The organism is Legionella sp. JM-2024, assembly GCF_055389095.1.
Window position 1 is genome coordinate 727010 of record NZ_AP039388.1, and the last position, 17635, is coordinate 744644.

Genomic DNA, 17635 nt, shown 5'->3' on the forward strand with positions numbered 1-17635 from the left:
TTGTGAAAAATATTGTCACTATTGTAACAAAAATTACGATGAATAGCTTATATTTAAGAATTTATAAGATGAAAGCACTAAAATAAGCAACAGTATTTTATTCTACTGTTGCTTATTAATGAGAAGTAAGGATAATAGCTCAAATTGATTATACTGTTACTTTAGCGCCTTCTTCTGAAGTTTTTTGATCATTTAATTCGTCTTCTTCGCTTTCTTCAGAAGTGTTTGGTGCTTTTTTAAACCAACTTCCTACATATCCTGTGATAGAGCCGGTAATAGAAGTGCTTTCTGTTTTGGGTTTTAAAGCTTCCAATTCTTCCTTGCGCTTGGTTACACAAGCTTCAACCGCCTCAATTCGACATGTTTTAATCATGTTTTGTATTAACGACAAGACAGAAGACAGCTGGAATCCCGCAATGTCTGAAAACATGTGTTTCTCTCTGATGGCTTCTTTAGAAACTTTTTTATTATCAGGGCGTTCAATAGTCATGTAACGAATAAATTTATTGGCTGCAGCAATTAACACTTCTTTGTCTTCATAGCTTTTTGCATTGGCATGAAGTATGTCGCTTAAGTTGGTATGAATAAGGGTGGAACTAATTTTGTCGTTGCTTAGTGGATCTTTACTATATTCCTGAGCTATTTGACCACGAACAATATACATTGCTCCAGCAAGAATAGCCATTTTCTCAGTTGATTTGAGAGCATGGTTAGGAATATTATCCAGTTTAGCTGCCATGGTTTGTAAAAAGTTCAGTTGTGCTGAACGCGTCTGGCTTAACGCAGAAATTTTAGCCACATTCTTATCAGACAGTTCATCAAGAATTAACTGGTGGAGCGCTCCTTTCATCTCGTCCCAAGACTTGAAGTGCTCGACAAGGGATGCATTGACTTCTTTTTCTACCTGGAAGTTATCCACGCTAACTTTAGTTTTTCCATCAGTAGTTAATTTCTCCAGAGCAATATTTTCTGCTGCTTCTTCCTTTTCATAACTTAACTTGGCTAATGCTGATAATTTTTTTAATGAAAGGACTTGCAGAAAATGCTCTTTTTTTAAGCCTTTGCGAGAATCATTGTCTTCATAAATGAAGTTTAGGAGTTTGTTTAATCCTCTGTAAAAAATGATGTTTTGGTTGGGTGATGGCTTATTTTCTTCAGTAATACCCATTCCATCCATTAATCGAGTAAACAGCAAGCTGTTCTCTTTCTTTTCCATTACTCGTAGATGGTTTTCAACGTCTTGACAGATAAGCAGCATGGCACCATAAAATACTTGCGTATAGCTGGTCAGTGATCTTGGTTTCTGTTGCTCTATTTTTTGTTCCAGTTCGTTTAGAACGGCTCTTAGAAATTGAACTTCTTCTTTTCTAGGGCTGTTAAGCTTATTGATAAGCTCTTCAATTTGTTTCTGGTCTACTGTTTTTAATTTAAACTCGCGTTGAAGGATAATTTTAACAGTGTCATTAAAATGACTTTTTAGTACATCAAATTCCTTTAAATCAAACGTCATGTTAGTCTCCAAAAATCCAAAACAAGATAATGTAAGAAATACTTACAGTGGCCAGTGTAAACCAAACTTACGCTGTCGTCATGTATTTTCATTATACAATTTAAAAATATATAATTAAGTATTTAATAATTAAGAAACTCTAATAGTAGAGGTTATAGGTAACTCTCAATGCCCTATTACATGAAAGATACTAAAAGAGTTTTGAATTACATGGAAATTATTTTGACTAAAGAAAAATTTTAACATAATGTGCACTTTATGCGCCAACATTGACAGAGACTCGTGCCAAGTATGTCCCAACACCGCATGAAATTTAAGTCAGATTTTAAATTGAGGTATATTTTGAGTTTTAAAGCAGATAAACCAATTCAACAAACATTTTTTACTTACTCTTTGTTTGTATTGATTTTTTTACTTATATGTCGATTGATTGCCAATTATTTTTTCCCTCTCTTCGATACAACAGAAGCTCGTTATGCCGAAATTGCGCGGAAAATGCTGGAAACTGGCGATTGGGTGACTTTGCAACAGGATTATGGTACACCATTTTGGGCTAAACCACCTTTGTCTTCCTGGCTGTCGGCTTTTTTTATGAAACTGTTTGGTGTCAATGAGTTCGCTGCACGATTGCCAGGACTTTTATTTTCTATTGGTGTTTTATGGCTAATTTGGGGATTAGCAAAAAAACATAGTGGCTCAGTTGTAGCACTTTTCTCTTTAATAGTGCTTGCAGGAACATTGTTTTTTTTCATTGATGCCGGGGCGGTAATGACTGATCCAGCATTGATGTTTTGTACTACTCTGGCCAGTGTGTCTTTTTGGCATGCTCTGGTTTATGGCAATAAAATCTGGTCTTATGGGTTTTTTATAGGATTGGGTTTGGGATTATTAGCAAAAGGCCCTATTGCTGTTGTACTGGTTGGAATGACTGTATTTTTCTGGGTTTTATTACGTAACGAATGGACTAATTTGTGGCAAAGATTGCCCTGGTTTAAAGGCACATTGCTGCTTTTATCAATTGCTTTGCCCTGGTATGTTCTAGCTGAATTAAGAACCCCGGGATTTTTAAATTATTTTATCCTTGGAGAGCATTTTCATCGATTTTTAACGCCTGGGTGGGCTGGTGATAAATATGGGATAGTACATCATGTGCCTAAAGGAATGATATGGCTATATGCTGTAGCAGGTATTTTTCCATGGAATATTATAGCAGGCAGATGGCTTGTGAGGCATGGAAAAATACTACCCACCTTGTGTCAAAAGGAAGACGGTTGGTTAAGTTATTTGATTCTTTGGATGATAGTTCCGCTTCTTTTTTTTACTTTTGCCAGTAACATAATATACCCTTATGTATTCCCTGCTTTACCGGCATTTGCCTTACTCTTTGCAGAAATTTGGTACCGTTCTAATCCGAGACTGGATAATCTGAAGTGGGTTTTCATCTCGTCATTATTATGTGGCACTTTGTTTTTGGCAGGTGCATTCGTGCTGGGAATAAAACCAGATATTGTACCTAATACTCAAAAATCGATTATTACTACTTGGTTAAACCAGAATCCAGCGGCAGGTAGTCACCTTATATATTGGGGTTATAAGACGGATTTCTCTGCTGAGTTTTACTCGGAAGGTAAAGTGAAGTCGATTAAAAACACAGATGAATTATGCCAATTACTTTCTAACCATTCGGAAAATTATTTGGTTATTAATAGTAAAGAGACGGGGCAAATTCCTGATGGATTACTTGCAAAATTGACGTCAGTCAAAACCTTCAAGGTTCACCTGGATCGCATGATATTGTTTCATTGCCCTGTACTGACTTGCTGATCAATCATTAAGTTCTTCGGAGTCGGTAGCAGGTAGTGTGGGTAATTTATGTTTGTTTGTTTTGCTATTTTTATGGAAAGGCAATTGCTTTTCGGTGATCACTAGTTTTTCAAGGCTATCAGCATCCAAAGCTTCTGAAAAATAAAATCCCTGGCCTTTGGAGCAATTCAAACCCTTCAAGGTATTCATTTGTGATTCCGTCTCAACACCTTCGGCAACAACGGATAGTTTTAAGGCAGAGGCAAATTTTATAATGGCGTCAACAGTATTTCTTTTTTTCTCATTTTCATTAATAGCCAGGATAAATGACTTGTCAATTTTAATTTCATGAATTGGTAAATTAGTGAGATAAACGAATGAAGAATAGCCAGTTCCAAAATCATCGATTGCAATTTTTATCCCAAGACTTGCTAAGTGGTTTATTACTTCAACAGCTCGATTTTGGTCACTTAAATTGGTGCTTTCAATTAATTCAATAGTAAGGCTGCATGCTGGTAAATCGTAAACATTCAATAAGCTTTGAATAGTATAGGGTAATTCAATATCAATAATGTCTACAGCTGAAAGATTGATTGCTACCTCAATATTAACTCCTTTTTTTCGCCATTTACTGGTTTGCTCAATAGCTGACTTTAAGACATATAGACTTAACGTTTTGATAAGTCCTGTTCGTTCAGCAATTGGAACAAATTTTTCTGCATTCATCATACCTATAGCTGGGTGTTCCCAGCGAACCAGGGCTTCACATCCGGTAATTTTACCTGTTTTTAATTCCACTTTAGGCTGGTAATGAACTACTAATTGTTCACCTTCAATTGCTTTTTTGAGTTCACTCATAAGGATAAGCTGATTGGGGCTTCCTTTATCCATAGAAATTTTATAAACAGTAAACTCTTTTCCATCTTGCTTGGCATGATAGATAGCTAAATTAGCACGTTGAATAAGAATATCTGCGTCTTTACCGTGTTCAGGATAAAAAGCAATTCCTGCTGTTGCCGTGATATCAATAATGACATCATCAAGCACAAAATGAATTGCCACGGCTTTTTGTACTTTTTTAGTTAATAGGTAAGCTTGCTCATCTTGCTCTAATGTTGGGCAAAAAATGGCGAATTCATCACCACCAAATCGTGCTACGGTCATTGATTCATCTATGGTGCTTTTTAATCGTTGCGCAAATTGCTTTAAAAGTCGGTCGGCATTGTAATTGCCGAATCCAGAGTTTAAATCTTTAAAATTATCTATATTGATAGTGATGACAGCTATTTTCCCTTTTTTTCCTCTCAGTGCATTGATCGATTGGTTTAAGTGATCGACGAATAATATTCTGTTCGGTAAGTCGGTTAGAGAGTCATAACTTGAATCGTGTTCTGAGCGAGAAGCCGGTTCACTTATTTGTAATCTTGGTTCATGAGTTTGATCCATATCCACTGCGCTTGCAGGATAGGACCTGACCGAACTGATAGATTGCCCCCAAAGCATAAATAAAAGTGGAGATATATCCAACACCCATAAGGCAATATTTGTTCTTTGGGCTTTCATTGCACCATCTAACGAAAGATATCCATCCATTTGATAGGTAACTGCCATGGTTGTTATTGTTATTGCTCCAACTGAAAAGGCTAAACCAAGATAGGCGAACTTGCTCACTTTACTTTTAAGTATTCGTGCATTATTTTCAGCGGTATGTTTTATTCTTTCCATTTGATAAACCCGAAATGCTTTATATAGGTATAGTTGATTAAAAATAAAACAGCAACGGAAGGGTAATAAATATGGAGGAGAGAATCATTAATTCTTGGCAATTTCTTTAGCTCGAGCCAAACAATAAGATATAAAATCCCTTATTAATTAAAGACGGTGAATCTCAAATCGTATAGTTGTTTGATTCTAAATATATTTAGGCAATCAGTGGTTTCCAATTTCAACTCATAGTAAAGTAAAATAAATGGGGCTTAACATATTTAGTCTATGGCAAAATTATATTTCTATTATGCTGCAATGAATGCAGGTAAAAGTACGGTATTACTGCAGTCCAGTTATAATTACAGGGAACGTGGCATGCACACTCTGTTGTTTACACCTTCGATAGATACACGCTACCAATACGGAACTATTAGCTCACGAATTGGTTTATCTGAACAAGCTTATGCCTTTAACAACTTGGATAATTTATACTTTTTAACTCAAGAATTTCAACTACAAAGCCAGAAATACGCCTGTGTATTAATTGATGAAGCTCAATTTTTAACTAGAGATCAAGTGTATCAATTAACTGAAATTACTGATCAAATGTCAATTCCGGTATTAGCCTATGGGTTACGTACCGATTTTAGGGGCGAGTTATTCCTTGGGAGTCAATTTTTACTTGCTTGGGCAGATGAATTAATTGAATTAAAAACGATCTGTCATTGTGGCCGTAAAGCGATTATGAACATGAGAATTGATGAAAATGGAGAAGCAGTTATCGAAGGGGATCAGGTATTAATAGGTGGCAATGAATCTTATATCGCGACTTGCAGGTTGCATTATAAGCTCAGTGAAGCAGGGACGGTACTTCCACGAAATAAATTGTTCAATAAAGATACCAATATTCTTTGAAACTTGCTATAATTTGCCGCAATTTTGGGGCCTTAAATGAAGGAGAGATAGTGTCGCACTCTGTCGCAGTGGAATCGAGAGCTTTTGTCCCTCGTGGTGACTATATGGCTTGGGTAGTGTGTCTTTCTGCTGGCCTTTTCTTTTTGTACGAATTTTTTCAACTCAATATTTTTGATGTTATTAATCAGTCTCTTCGAGAAGATTTTCACATTGATGCCACACAATTAAGCTGGATGTCTAGTACTTATTTATGGGCTGATATTCTTTTTCTTTTACCTGCGGGCCTTATTCTGGATAGGTATTCAACCCGCAAAGTGATTCTGACTGCTATGTTTGTTTGTGTTATTGGAACAATAGGATTCGCAGTTACAGGGTCATTTCTTCTCGCATCGTTTTTTCATTTTCTCTCAGGAATAGGTAACGCTTTCTGTTTCCTATCTTGCGTTGTTCTGGTCTCTCATTGGTTTCCTCCAAGAAGACAAGCATTAGTAATAGGCTCATTAGTCACCATGGCTTTTATTGGCGGTATGATGGCGCATACTCCTTTTGCTTATTTGAATGATCTTTTTGGCTGGCGACGTGCGTTGTTAATTGATGGTGCTGTAGGAGCTTTTTTATTATTTTGGATTTACTTGATTGTGAAAGATAAGCCTGAAGAATCCCCAGTACACAAATTAACGAATCAAGGTAAAGTACTAGCCAGTTTTATAAAAGCTTTGTCCAATCCCCAGAATTGGCTAGCAGGTTTATACACATCTCTCCTTAATTTACCCATTATGGTTTTGTGTGCTCTATGGGGTGCAACTTATCTACAAATTGCTCATCATTTGCCAGATATTGCAGCAAGTAATGTGGTCAGTCTTATCTTCATGGGGAGTGTTATTGGTTGTCCTTTAGTTGGTTGGTTATCTGATACCCAGGGGCGACGTAAACCTTTAATGATTTTCGGTGCTGTAGCGACCTTAATCACTATAGTTCCTCTATTTATGAATGTAGTTCTCACTCAGATGACTTTAAGTATCATTTTTTTTGCTTTGGGATTGTTCACTAGTACACAAGTGATTTCTTATCCTTTAGTTGCTGAAAGCAATCAGGCAGAAAATACTGGCGCTGCAACTGGTATCGCCTCAGTAATTATTATGGGTGGAGGCGGTGTTGCTCAAGTATTATTTGGTTGGCTTATGACACATCATGCTGGTACAAATGTCACTGAGTACGCTGTTACCGATTTTCAATTTGCTATGTGGATGTTCCCTGTTGCCGCAGTCGCAGCATTAATTGCTGTGCTAATGACTCGTGAAACATACTGCAAACGATAAAATAGAGGAGTAACAATGCAGGTAGTGGATGAATTGAAAGGATACGATATTAGAACATCGTTAATGCCTTGGCTGGTATGTTTTGCAGCAACCATGTTTTTCTTTTATGAATTTATTCAGGGAAATATGTTTGCTTCTATTGCAGCAAACATTATGCAGGATTTTCATATTCATGCGGATAAAATGGCTTACTTGTCCAGCATTTATTACCTGGCAAATGTCCTTTTTTTGTTTATTGCAGGCATGGTTTTGGATAGATTTTCAATTAAAAATACCATTTTAATTGCCATGCTTCTTTGTGTGATCAGTACCTTTATTTTATCTTACTCTTATTCCTTTTATGTCGCCTTATTTTGTAGATTTGTGACAGGTATAGGAAGCGCATTTTGCTTTTTAGGTCCTGTTCGTTTGGCATCTCATTGGTTTCCTCCCAAGCGTATGGCTTTAGTAACCGGTGCTATTGTAACAGTGGCAATGACAGGTGGAATGTTGGCGCAATATCCTTTGACTAAATTGGTTCTGTATGTTGGTTGGCGTCAAGCAGTTCAAGATGTAGGTATATTAGGTTTGGTTATGTTGGTTTTCATGTTTTTCTGGATTAAAGAAAAACCTCAAATTGCAGTAAAAAAAGAGGAAAAACCACTCAATGTGTTTGTGGCCGCAAGAAAAGCTTATTTAAATTCTCAAAATTTGCGTGCCGCCTTATACACCAGCTTAATGAATATGGCTATTGCTGTATTTGGTGCCATGATGGGAACTTTATATCTTGAACAGAGATTGGGTATCAGCCCAGAACAGGCTGCGATGATCAATGGTATGTTGTTTCTTGGAGCTATTATAGGCTCACCTTTGATGGGTTGGATATCTGATAAGGCTGGGTTGCGTGTACTACCCATGAAAGCGGGAGTTCTTGCCTCTTTGTTCACCTTGCTTGGCGTGCTTTATTTACCGGTTTCTATAACAACAATGTCTGTGTTGTTTTTCTTGCTCGGATTATTTACTTCAGCCCAAGTAATCAGCTATGCCTTGGTTGCCGAGAGTAGTCCGCCCATGATGACTGCAACTGCAATTAGTGTGGTTTCCATACTGACTCAAGGAGGTTATCTTATTTATCAGAACTTGTTTAGTACGTTATTGACCAACTATGGAGGTGCGAATTTGATTAATGGTGCGCCTGTATATTTGTTAGAGGCTTATCAGCATGCAGCAATTATTTTACCACTAGGACTATTGATTGCATTCCTTTTACTGTTCGGATTAAAAGAAACTCGTTGCCAACAAGTAGAGTATTCAGCGTGACTGGGCGAGTATGTATATTGGTAATGGATTCCTTTGGTATTGGGGCTAGCCTTGATGCTGCTCGTTATGGGGACTCTGGGGCTAACACATTGGTTCACATTTATGAGGCCTGTGATCGAGGTGAATGTGATATTAGTGGTGTTCGTAACGGCCCTTTAAGACTTCCAAATCTTGCTGGATATGGGCTTTACCATGCTACTTTGGCCAGTTCGGGTTTATCATTTATTGATTTATCTACATTGGCGGTGCCTACAGGATATTATGGTTATGCTGTGGAACAAAGCTTAGGCAAGGATACTCCAAGCGGTCACTGGGAAATGGCTGGTGTTCCAGTTACTTTTGAATGGGGATATTTTCCGGATAAACCTTACTGCTTCCCTAAAGAATTAATTTCAGAATTCATTAAGCAATGCAGTTTACCAGGTGTTTTGGGAGAAAAACATGCCTCAGGGACTGTCATTATAGAGGAATTGGGAGAGGAACATATTCGTACAGGAAAACCTATAGTGTACACTTCTGCGGATAGTGTGTTTCAAATTGCAGCCCATGAAGAAGCATTTGGTTTGCCTCGTTTATATAATATATGTGAGATTGCTCGAAATTTGGTGGATAAGTACCAAATCGGACGAGTGATTGCCCGCCCATTTACAGGTAACCCTGGATCATTTAAAAGAACTGGAAATAGAAAAGATTATGCAACTCCTCCACCTGAAAAAACATTGCTTGATTTTCTAAAGGAAGCGGGTCGTGAAGTGATTACAATAGGAAAAATCGCAGATATTTATGCTCATCAAGGAGTTACGCAAACCATCAAGGCGGATGGAAATATGGCTTTGTTCGATGCAACTTTATCAGCAATGAAAACAGCCCCAACAGGTAGTCTGGTATTTACAAATTTTGTCGATTTTGATTCTTCTTATGGGCATAGGCGTGATGTAACTGGTTATGCGCGTGCATTAGAAGAATTTGATGCTCGTCTTCCAGAGTTAGAAGCTCTCTTACAATCCAATGATATGGTCGTTATAGCAGCTGATCATGGATGTGATCCGACTTTCCCTGGCTCCGATCATACCCGTGAACATATTCCAGTGTTGGTATTTGGTCCTCAGGTAAATAGCAAATTTATTGGGCGTAGAGATTGTTTTGCAGATATTGGTCAAAGTATTGCAGAGCATTTGCAATTACCAGCCCCACTGTCTCATGGTGTTTCTTTTTTATAATAACTTATGTCCCGTATAGTGTTGGCTCGGTTTGCACGATAATCCGAGCCACAACCATATGGGAATGAGTATGATGATTAATATTTTGAGATACTAAGAACACTTATTTTTTCTCCCAATCCCATTGATTTTTTATTTATCATCCCCATTTACATTATTTCAATGCGATTCGAGGATTTTTATTTTGGAACAATTTCGTGGCACAACAATACTTTCAGTACGACGTGGTAATCAGGTTGTGATTGGTGGGGATGGGCAAGTTACCTTGGGCAATACTGTGATGAAAGGTAATGCACGTAAGGTCCGGAGATTATATAAAGACAAGGTTATTGCCGGTTTTGCAGGTGGGACAGCTGATGCTTTTACACTCTTCGAACGGTTTGAGGCAAAACTGGAAACGCATCAAGGCCATCTAATTCGCTCGGCTGTTGAACTGGCTAAAGATTGGCGAACAGATCGAATTCTACGCCGACTTGAGGCTGTTCTTGCGGTAGCAGACAGTAAAGCTTCTTTAATTATCACAGGTAATGGTGATGTTATTGAGCCAGAAGAAAGTTTGATTGCTATCGGGTCCGGCGGCCCCTTTGCTCAGGCTGCAGCCAGGGCTCTTATGGAAAATACAAAATTATCTGCTAAAGAGATAGTTCAAAAAGCCTTAACAATTGCAGGTGATATTTGTATTTATACTAACAACAATTTAACCATAGAAGAATTACATGATGAAAGCAAATGATATGGTAATGACACCTCGTGAAATAGTCCAAGAATTAGATAAGCACATTATTGGTCAAGATGATGCGAAACGTGCCGTAGCTATTGCACTACGTAATCGCTGGCGTCGCATGAAAATCAAAGATCCAGTATTGCGTAATGAGATAATGCCTAAAAATATTTTAATGATAGGTCCGACTGGTGTTGGTAAAACAGAGATCGCGAGACGTTTGGCTAATCTAGCTAAAGCACCATTTATTAAAGTAGAAGCAACCAAATTCACAGAAGTGGGTTATGTTGGCCGTGATGTGGATTCGATTATTCGTGATTTAACGGATATTGCTATTAAGCAAGAACGTGAGTTCGCTATGAAAAAAGTCGAGCATCTGGCTGAAGATTCTGCTGAAGAGCGAATATTAGATGTTTTACTTCCACCAGCTCGAGGGGCGTTAACTCCCAGTGAGAAAAATACTACTGCTCGTCAGGTGTTTCGTAAGCAATTACGTGAAGGCGAACTTAATGATAATGAAATAGAAATTGAGGTAGCAGCAACTCCGGTCGGCATAGAAATTATGGCGCCACCGGGTATGGAAGAAATGACCAATCAATTGCAATCCATGTTTCAACAAGTTGGCAGTTATAGAACAAAGACTCGAAAAATGACTGTTGCCAAAGCGATGAAGATTTTGCGCGAAGAGGAAGCAGCAAAATTAATTAATGAAGAAGACATTAAATTAAGAGCCATAGAAAGTGTTGAGCAGAATGGAATAGTGTTCATTGATGAGCTGGATAAAGTTGCTAAACGATCTGAGAATGTTGGCGGGGGAGATGTGTCTCGTGAAGGTGTTCAACGAGATTTGCTACCTTTGGTTGAAGGGACTACAGTATCTACTAAATATGGTATGGTAAAATCGGATCACATTTTATTCATCGCGTCAGGTGCTTTTCATGTTGCTAAGCCTTCTGATTTGATCGCTGAATTACAAGGACGTTTACCGATACGTGTCGAATTGTCTGCTCTCTCAGTGGAAGATTTTGTTCGAATCCTGACTGAACCTACAGCTTCCTTGACTTTACAATATTCTGCTTTGATGGAAACAGAAGGGTTAAAACTTACTTTTGATGAAACAGGGATCCGACGCATTGCAGAAGTAGCCTGGCAAGTGAATGAACGAACAGAAAATATAGGTGCACGACGATTGTATACGGTTATGGAGAGATTATTAGAAATGGTTTCTTTTGAAGCTACTGATAAACCAGGTGAAACAGTACACGTTGACAAAACTTATGTAGAAAAGAACTTGGGGCAATTACTCGCTGATGAAGATTTAGCACGTTATATTTTGTGATCCAGGTTAGTTTACTTTCTCTGATTTGAAGGCGTTGAATCCAAGAGAAGGAGGGTCTCTGGATAAACGCATCAAATTTGCTGAATCACAAATTGGCATACAGCAATTTAACAATCAAGATTCAAAATTTATTTTGAGATAGGTCTGCTGTACAGACTAAATAAATCTTAGCCATAATTTAGGAATTAGGGGCTTTACCTTTCTTCTGTATTGTGGGTGGGCTATGCATTTAGCAGCAATATAAAAATTACGCTCATTAAGATAACTAATTTATAAAATCAGATGATTTGAATGGGTATTATTTTAAACTTGTACCAGTCTTTTTGAATAACTCCTCCAAATTAATATCCAGTGATTTTTGTAACTCATCATTATGCCTTTTAAAAGCAGTCCTCCATTGCTCAGCAAGTGATGCTTTAGAGTATTGTAGTTCCAGATGGGTTGGTAAGCGATAAGGTAATAATTGGGTTAAGTCATAAAGAGTGATGTGACTGAGATCGCGACTTAACATATAGTGTCCATCTGCAGTAGCATGAATCAGTTCATGATAAACCAGAACATTAATCATTTCATCGACATCCACAGCAAAAGGTTGGTTACTGGCATCCACCAGATCATTAAAGCTCAACCCTTTTCCCTGTTGTTGTGCTAACCATAATTGGTGTAACCAGAGCAGTGCATGTGAGAAGCCGTCCAAGGACTTGCCGCCCCGCCGCTGATGATGCACTGAAAAGGCATAACTGATCTCAGCACCTAATAAGGTAATAATCCAAACCCAATAAACCCAAATGAAAAATATAGGTACCGTAGCAAATGCTCCATACAACAATTCATAGGTATTATAACGTATCAAATAATAAGCGAAGGCATGTTTTGCCGATTCAAACAAGATTGCAGCAAATAATCCACCCCAAAAAGCGTGACGGATCTTAACAGGGCAATTAGGTACTACTACGTATAAAAAGGTAAATCCAATCAGTGAAAGAAAAAAAGGGGAATATTGAAGAATAGTATAAGGAGCTCCATGATCCGCTAATAGTGGCATTGAGAATAAATAGGAGCTTGCTGCCAGGCTTAAACCCAATAAAACCGGAGCGAGAGAGATAATAGCCCAATAGAGCAAAAAGGCAGAGACACCGTGTCGAGATGAGTTGACTCTCCATATTTTATTCATCGCTCGTTCAATAGTGAACATGACCAATAAAGCGGTACAAATTAGAAAGACCACACCCCAGATTGAAAGTTTTGATACTTGCGAAGTAAATTGTTGTAAATAAGTTTGTACAATTTTGCCTGTTGCTGGAACAAAATTGTCAAAAATAAAATTTTGTACAGGTTCTGCCAAACCTTTAAATACCGGAAAAGAAGAAAATACTGCCAAACCTACAGACATCAATGGTACAACTGCAAGTAAACTGGTAAAAGCTAACGCTGAGGCAATATAGGTGCAATCGTCTTGAACGAAATGTTGGATTACAAATCGAGCAAAGCGATCGCATGCGTAAAATTGATCTTTTATTTTATCTTTCCAGTTCATGGATTATTCTTCTGATTTTTATTGTAAACTATATCGCTTAATATCTATTTGTGTATAGTCTAATACCTCATCAATATAAACCAACTTTTGAGGCAGGTAAAACCGCCTCAAAAGAAAGGAAATGCAGCATTTATGGTGTAAAGTTTCGGACGCATCTGACATTCAAGACGTTGTCTTTATCCATAAAGGGCTGGGTTCCGTCAGTGAAGCGCATTACATAGGCACTATCAATGTCAAACTCAGTAGAAGAATAGTAGTTGATGCCGACAAAGCCACCAATAGCTACACGATTGTTGTATAGGCAGAAAATCTGACCACTGGCAGTAGCATTATTTCCAGCCGGTAAAAACCAATCGTCGTAACAGGCATTTCCTACTTGACACGGGGTATTGCCCTGCGAGTCAATTTCATAGTTACTGCAGAGTTGGGCAGCATAAGATACACCACCATTATTTCCTACATCATTTACGATATCTATAGTATTCGAGGCGCCATTTGTGTTGTTTGTAGTACCAACGAATATGGTACCAAAACCGCCCCACTCAATGCTTGTGCTGTTATCGGAGGTGGCGGCAATCAGATCATTGAGTCCTCCTTCCATGCAGGCAATGACCCCTCCTCCTGTAGATTGCCCAATGGCGGTTGCTATGTAGGTAAAGCCGCCAGTAAGCGTTGCTCCACCAGCTGGGGTACTAATAACCACATCTGCGGGTCCGGCCGCATTTGCTGGAGTCACGGCTGTCACTGTCATGGAGTCCACAACATTAACACTGGTAGCTGCCACCCCTCCAAAGGTTACCGCAGTAGCTCCAGTTAGCCCTGTTCCACTCAAGGTTACCCCAGTTCCTCCTGAGGCGGTTCCAGAGTTTGGAGAAACGGAGGTTAGCGTGCTCCCTGAGGCTATGGAAATCGCTGCTGTTATCTGATTGGTATTGCTGCCTTGAATAGGGAAGTCTGTCTGAGCCACTATGGTGTTACCAGGAGTAAAGGTAAGTGTGCAGTTGCCGCCTGGGGGCACGCTGGCACAGGTATTCCCTGTTTCCGTAACATTGCCGTCCAGTGCCGTACCTGTAAAATCAGAGGTAATATTGGTTACTGTATCTACTCCCGATAGGTTGTTAATCGTTAACTGGCCCGCAGGGCCATTCACCGTGAGTGCCAAGGGAGAGCCGCTAACTGAAATTGTGGCAGTTGTAATAGCAATTGCTGCTGTTATCTGATTGGTATTGCTGCCCTGAATAGGGAAGTTTGTTTGCGGCACCAGGGTGTTACCAGGGGTAAAGGTAAGTGTGCAGTTGCCGCCTGGGGGCACGCTGGCACAGGTATTCCCTGTTTCCATAACATTACCGTCCAGTGCCGTACCTGTAAAATCAGAGGTAATATTGGTCGCTGTTTCTACCACCGATAGGTTGTTAATCGTTAACTGTCCCGCAGAGCCATTCACCGTGAGTGCCAAGGGAGAGCCGCTGACTGAAATTGTGGCAGTTGTAATAGCAATGGCTGCGGTTATCTGGTTGGTATTACTGCCCTGAATAGTGAAATTTGTTTGAGGCACCGTGGTGTTACCTGGCGTATAAGTCAGTGTGCAACTGCTGCCAGGTGGTATGCTGGCACAGGTATTCCCTGTTTCCGTAACGTTGCCGTTCAGTGCTGTACCTATAAAATTTGAGGTGATGTTGGTCGCCGTATCTGTTAGTGACAGATTGTTAATCGTTAATTGACCAGTGGGACCATTGGCCGTGAGCACTAGGGGGGAGCCACTGACTGAAATCTGGGCACCGACTCTGGGTGCTGACTGAGTAATATTTAAAATATTTCCGGCACTTGGTTTGTAGCACTGACTGGTAGAACCCTGCTGGCAAACTACTGGTCCATCGACAATAGGGTTGGTAATTTGCTGTCCGTTTATCTGCAAGGACAGTATGCAGGAATTTTTGCCTTGCAATACAAAGGGATTACTACAGATACCTTGTCCGGTTGTAGTTTGGGTAATCCCATGAATCGCCTGCAATACTAAAGTGTGTCTTCTGCTTGACTGGTTAGTGATACGGTATTGTACCATAGCGTTGGTATTGGCTGGCACTGCGATAGTGGTTGGGGTAAGAGGATCAAAAGTCCATAGAGGCGATCCTGCCTGGGCTGTGGCCATTATGAGTAAGGTGAGCAAGCTTATGAGTAATCTTTTTATGAGAAAGTTTGAGTTTTTATTTTGCATATCAGTATCCTTAAGCGATATAAGTGAGATTCAACATTACCCCGCTTGTGTAGAGGTGGTTAAGATGCAGGCCTGAATTCAGAGTTTGGTCAGGAGCACGGCTTAACTCGCTCTTGCCCCAGTTTGCAAATTCATAGCCAGTACCGATCTGCCAGTGTTCGTTTATGGGTTTTTGAATTCCTGTACCCAGCGTGTAGGAAAAGGCACTTTTCGTGTGATCAGTGAAATTAGCGTTGGGGAGCGCCTCGAAGATCAGGGGTGTATTGGTATAGTCGTGAGCTCGGTTAAAACCTACACCAAGGCTTCCACTTATCCAGGGTAAAAACCAGTAGCCCTTGTCAAGTAGCAGTTTTCCTTTTACGGCAACATGACTGTGTCTTACTCTGTATTGATAGCTATAATTATTAAATTGAGGATCGGCGTCATCCCAAATATACCCTTGCAATCGGGCATCCCCTGTGGTAGCGGCTGCCAACCCTAACTGGCCTAGCCACTGGTGAGGTAAAGTTTTTTGCAGGCCAAGAAAAATTTCTCCAGATGCCAGTACATCCGTCGATTTTCTTGCTACATAGGTCCTCTCAACCTCCGGATCAATATAAAATGTTTGTGTCTTATTGACACTTTCCCAGACCGGCCCTCCACTGACAGAACCTACCCATAACCAGTCTCTGATTGGTGTAGTAGGGCCCATAGTGCCTGACCAGATTTGAGCAGACATTAGTTCTAAAGTAGCCACTGATATAGTGGATATAACAGTTTTATGTTGTTTCACAAGCACTCCTTGCATAGTTCATCCTTAAACCGTTTGTGTTTTTGTCCGATCCTTGATTCTAGACTGGACAATAAACCCTGGATGGCAGATTTTAACCTATTGGGTTTTCGGGGAATTTTAAAGTACAACAGACATACAAGCTTGATCTCATGTTCTTAGGGAACGTGAAGCAATGAAGTGGACTGCTGCGCTTAGGGGATTATACACAATTATCAGTAAAAGAGTGACGTTGCTTATTTATTTAGGCGATAATGTGATTATATTTTGATTAATATGATCGATGTGATATCATTGTGGTCTCAACATATCATGGCATGATCTTGCCCTGGTCAACACATTACCTTATTATCAAGGATCATTTAATTATGCTAAAATTTATGCAACAGCTTTTTTTTCGAACTAGCGAAAAAGGGTCAGAGCGGGAAGCGCTTATTCACAAACAAAAAAAAGAAGCTAAACCAAATACGACAGAGCTAAAGAATCAAAACGAAACCTTTATAATAGCAGCGAAGAAGGGCGATATTGAAACTCTTGAATCTTTACTGAAACTTGGTGTTCATCAAATCAATTATGGGGAAGAAAGTCTGGGTGAATATGCATCACGTCAAGCAGTTCTATATAATAAGACTGATGCATTAGAACTTCTCTTATCATATGGAATAAATATAGACAAAGTTACCGATAATAAATCAATTTTATCTGTTGCTTTCAATAATGAATTGCCCGCAATGGTAGACTTGATTTTGAAGCGTGGGGCTGATATCAATACCCTTGTTCAGAGGAAGGGGGATCAGAGTCTGCTGCATCAGGCTTCTGGTAAAGGATATACTTCTTTGGTAAAAACGCTACTTAAAGATCCGGAACATAAGAAGAAAATTAATGAGGCGGATAGCTATGGAATGACACCGCTTTTGGCAGCTGCATTACGTAATCATCATGAAATTATAGAGATTCTTGTAAAAAATGGTGCTAATGTGAAACATAAAAATAATCGTGGAAATACTGTCCTGCATTCACTTTGCAGCGATTCATCCGGGTTAACCAGTGTTCCATTTCTTCTTGAACATGGTGCTTCTATGGATGTTGAAAATGAGGAAGGCGAAACTCCACTTAGCCGTCTTGAATCAATAGAGGAAAAAAACCGTATTAAGGATATGCTGTTGCAACGGGTAAGGAACTCATTTTCGGTAGTTGCTTCATCTAAGAAAGAAATAGACACATCGGTGGAAACCGGGCTGGGATTATCAAATATTCGCCCATGAGTGAGTTGATATTTCT

The 17635-nt window shown here is 39.3% G+C and carries 13 protein-coding genes; 8 read left to right on the top strand and 5 right to left on the bottom strand.

Annotation, left to right across the window (positions count from 1 at the left end; all coding sequences use genetic code 11):
- Positions 1 to 148: 148 nt before the first annotated feature.
- The gene (locus ACZ5EK_RS03315) at positions 149 to 1510 is read right to left on the bottom strand and encodes a lpg0634 family Dot/Icm T4SS effector (RefSeq protein ID WP_464431382.1); all 1362 of its coding nucleotides are present in this window, start codon (positions 1508 to 1510) and stop codon (positions 149 to 151) included.
- A gap of 342 nt (positions 1511 to 1852) precedes the next feature.
- Between ACZ5EK_RS03315 and ACZ5EK_RS03320 the strand changes: the two genes are divergently transcribed.
- On the top strand, positions 1853 to 3334 hold the full coding sequence (locus tag ACZ5EK_RS03320) for an ArnT family glycosyltransferase (RefSeq protein ID WP_464431383.1): 1482 nt from the start codon (positions 1853 to 1855) through the stop codon (positions 3332 to 3334).
- Here the strand turns inward: ACZ5EK_RS03320 and ACZ5EK_RS03325 are convergent, their stop codons facing one another.
- Complete coding sequence (locus ACZ5EK_RS03325) at positions 3335 to 5038, bottom strand: putative bifunctional diguanylate cyclase/phosphodiesterase (RefSeq protein WP_464431384.1); 1704 nt, start codon at positions 5036 to 5038, stop codon at positions 3335 to 3337. It lies immediately after the preceding gene.
- Between the two features lie 267 nt (positions 5039 to 5305).
- Here ACZ5EK_RS03325 and ACZ5EK_RS03330 point away from each other — a divergent pair, with 267 nt between their 5' ends.
- The 6 genes from ACZ5EK_RS03330 to hslU all read left to right on the top strand — a co-directional run bounded on the left by ACZ5EK_RS03330 (position 5306) and on the right by hslU (position 11833).
- Positions 5306 to 5935: a thymidine kinase gene (locus tag ACZ5EK_RS03330; protein WP_464431385.1), complete on the top strand. Its 630-nt coding sequence runs from the start codon at positions 5306 to 5308 to the stop codon at positions 5933 to 5935.
- Positions 5936 to 5985: 50 nt separating this feature from the next.
- Positions 5986 to 7254: an MFS transporter gene (locus ACZ5EK_RS03335; protein ID WP_464431386.1), complete on the top strand. Its 1269-nt coding sequence runs from the start codon at positions 5986 to 5988 to the stop codon at positions 7252 to 7254.
- Positions 7255 to 7269: 15 nt separating this feature from the next.
- Positions 7270 to 8553, top strand: coding sequence for an MFS transporter (locus ACZ5EK_RS03340; RefSeq protein ID WP_464431388.1), 1284 nt, complete (start codon positions 7270 to 7272; stop codon positions 8551 to 8553).
- Positions 8550 to 9773: a phosphopentomutase gene (locus tag ACZ5EK_RS03345; protein WP_464432444.1), complete on the top strand. Its 1224-nt coding sequence runs from the start codon at positions 8550 to 8552 to the stop codon at positions 9771 to 9773. Before ACZ5EK_RS03340 ends, ACZ5EK_RS03345 begins: the two co-directional genes overlap by 4 nt.
- 184 nt (positions 9774 to 9957) lie before the next feature.
- Positions 9958 to 10506, top strand: a complete 549-nt coding sequence (gene hslV / locus ACZ5EK_RS03350) for an ATP-dependent protease subunit HslV (RefSeq protein ID WP_464426524.1) — start codon at positions 9958 to 9960, stop codon at positions 10504 to 10506.
- A gap of 1 nt (position 10507) precedes the next feature.
- Positions 10508 to 11833 (top strand): ATP-dependent protease ATPase subunit HslU, encoded by a 1326-nt coding sequence (gene hslU / locus ACZ5EK_RS03355; RefSeq protein WP_464432445.1) that lies wholly within the window; start codon positions 10508 to 10510, stop codon positions 11831 to 11833.
- Positions 11834 to 12131: 298 nt separating this feature from the next.
- Here the strand turns inward: hslU and ACZ5EK_RS03360 are convergent, their stop codons facing one another.
- The 3 genes from ACZ5EK_RS03360 to ACZ5EK_RS03370 form a co-directional block, all read right to left on the bottom strand.
- A complete protein-coding gene (locus tag ACZ5EK_RS03360) occupies positions 12132 to 13370 on the bottom strand; it encodes a YihY family inner membrane protein (protein WP_464431390.1) in 1239 nt (412 codons plus the stop codon).
- A gap of 130 nt (positions 13371 to 13500) precedes the next feature.
- Complete coding sequence (locus tag ACZ5EK_RS03365; RefSeq protein ID WP_464431391.1) at positions 13501 to 15537, bottom strand: IPT/TIG domain-containing protein; 2037 nt, start codon at positions 15535 to 15537, stop codon at positions 13501 to 13503.
- A 58-nt stretch (positions 15538 to 15595) separates the two neighbouring features.
- Entirely contained in the window at positions 15596 to 16303 is a 708-nt protein-coding gene (locus tag ACZ5EK_RS03370) for an outer membrane protein (RefSeq protein ID WP_464432446.1), read from the bottom strand.
- A 419-nt stretch (positions 16304 to 16722) separates the two neighbouring features.
- Here ACZ5EK_RS03370 and ACZ5EK_RS03375 point away from each other — a divergent pair, with 419 nt between their 5' ends.
- The gene (locus ACZ5EK_RS03375; RefSeq protein WP_464431392.1) at positions 16723 to 17619 is read left to right on the top strand and encodes an ankyrin repeat domain-containing protein; all 897 of its coding nucleotides are present in this window, start codon (positions 16723 to 16725) and stop codon (positions 17617 to 17619) included.
- The last annotated feature ends 16 nt before the right edge of the window (positions 17620 to 17635 follow it).

Coding starts and splice junctions, on each gene's coding strand:
- hslU (WP_464432445.1), top strand. CDS start 10,508: ATGGTAATGACACCTCGTGAAATAGTCCAAGAATTAGATAAGCACATT.
- ACZ5EK_RS03375 (WP_464431392.1), top strand. CDS start 16,723: ATGCTAAAATTTATGCAACAGCTTTTTTTTCGAACTAGCGAAAAAGGG.
- ACZ5EK_RS03325 (WP_464431384.1), bottom strand. CDS start 5,038: ATGGAAAGAATAAAACATACCGCTGAAAATAATGCACGAATACTTAAA.
- ACZ5EK_RS03360 (WP_464431390.1), bottom strand. CDS start 13,370: ATGAACTGGAAAGATAAAATAAAAGATCAATTTTACGCATGCGATCGC.
- ACZ5EK_RS03340 (WP_464431388.1), top strand. CDS start 7,270: ATGCAGGTAGTGGATGAATTGAAAGGATACGATATTAGAACATCGTTA.
- ACZ5EK_RS03370 (WP_464432446.1), bottom strand. CDS start 16,303: ATGTCTGCTCAAATCTGGTCAGGCACTATGGGCCCTACTACACCAATC.
- ACZ5EK_RS03330 (WP_464431385.1), top strand. CDS start 5,306: ATGGCAAAATTATATTTCTATTATGCTGCAATGAATGCAGGTAAAAGT.
- ACZ5EK_RS03315 (WP_464431382.1), bottom strand. CDS start 1,510: ATGACGTTTGATTTAAAGGAATTTGATGTACTAAAAAGTCATTTTAAT.